1 protein-coding gene and 1 pseudogene are annotated in these 1,324 nt (G+C 69.6%); both read left to right on the top strand.

Features of this window, described 5'->3' with window-relative positions; all coding sequences use genetic code 11:
• The first annotated feature begins 167 nt into the window (after positions 1-167).
• Positions 168-1,034 (top strand): phosphate/phosphite/phosphonate ABC transporter substrate-binding protein, encoded by an 867-nt coding sequence (locus tag L995_RS24765; protein WP_016450660.1) that lies wholly within the window; start codon positions 168-170, stop codon positions 1,032-1,034.
• Between the two features lie 14 nt (positions 1,035-1,048).
• A pseudogene (locus tag L995_RS24760) lies at positions 1,049-1,324 on the top strand (ferritin-like domain-containing protein); the annotation flags it as partial.

Here is a 1,324-nt window from a genome sequence, read left to right as displayed (position 1 = left end):
CCGCGTCCTGTTCCGCGATGCGCGCGCCGCCTCGGTCATGGCGCCCACCACCGATGTGATCTACGACATGCTGGGCAAAGGCATGTGCGACGCCGCCGCCTGAGCCTGAACGGCAGAACCCGTCGATCGCTTCACCCCTCCTCCCCCATCCAGCAAAGGACTTCCGCATGACGACAACCGCCCCCGTGATCAAGCTCGGCGCCGTGGCCTACGCCCCCAAGGTGATCACCATCTGGGAAGGCTTCAAGGCGTATTTCATCGAGCGCGGCTACTACTTCGACTACGTGCTCTATTCCAACTACGAGTCGCTGACCGAGGCGTTGATGGCAGGCGATGTGCACCTGGCCTGGAACTCGCCGCTGGCCTTTGTGCGCGCCGACCGCATGGCCCGCGCGCGCGGCCTGCGCGTGGAGTCCATCGCCATGCGCGATACCGACCTGGACCTGCATTCGCTGCTGGTCGTTCCCGCAGACAGCCCCATCCAGAGCGTGCAGGACCTGCGCGGCAAGACCGTGGGCTTCGGTGCCGTGGATTCGCCCCAGGCCACGCTGATCCCGCTGGACCATCTGCGCCAGCAAGGGCTGGTGGCCGGGCGCGACTACACGGCACGCCGCTTTGACGTGCTGGGCGGCAAGCACGGCGACCACATCGGCGGCGAGCGCCTGGCCGCCGCCGCCATGGTGGCCGGCGAGATACAGGCCTCATGGATGGTGGGCAAGAACTACCTGGCCTTTGCGCGCGAAGGCACGCTGCCGGCCGGCGGCACGCGCGTGCTGGCCACCTCGGGCGCCTTCGACCACTGCAACATGACGGCCGGCCCGCACATCGATGCCGGGCGTGCCGCCGCCTTCCGCGACATCCTGCTGGCCATGTCCTGGGACGACGCGGCAGTGCGCCCGCTGCTGGAGCTGGAAGGCCTGAAGGTCTGGCACCCGGGCCGCGGCACGGGCTACGGCCTGCTGGAGCGCGCGGTGACGGACGAGGCCTTCTACGACGCCGAAGGCCGCATCACCGTGCAGGACTACCGTTACTGATACGCGCCATGGCCATGCCTGATTCCGACAGCGGCGCCCTGCCCGCCTCCACCCAGCCCGCCTCCACCCTGCCTGTCATCGACCTTCAGGGCCTGGGCTTCGATGCCGGCGCCCATCTGCTGGTCAAGCACGCGCTGGCCGCCCTGCCCGTGGGCGGGCAACTGCGCGTGACCGGCAGCGCGCCGGGCTGGCAGGCCCAGCTGTCGGGCTGGTGCAGCGACCAGGGCCATGGCCTGCGCTGGGAGGATGGCGTGGATGCAGCACAGGCCATGGCCATCGTGGCGCGCGGC

It is taken from the genome of Delftia sp. ZNC0008 (genome assembly GCF_000799035.1).
Lineage (GTDB): Bacteria > Pseudomonadota > Gammaproteobacteria > Burkholderiales > Burkholderiaceae_C > Comamonas > Comamonas tsuruhatensis.
Note: the sequence above shows the minus strand (reverse complement) of the source record. Positions and strands in the feature narration are given on the sequence as shown.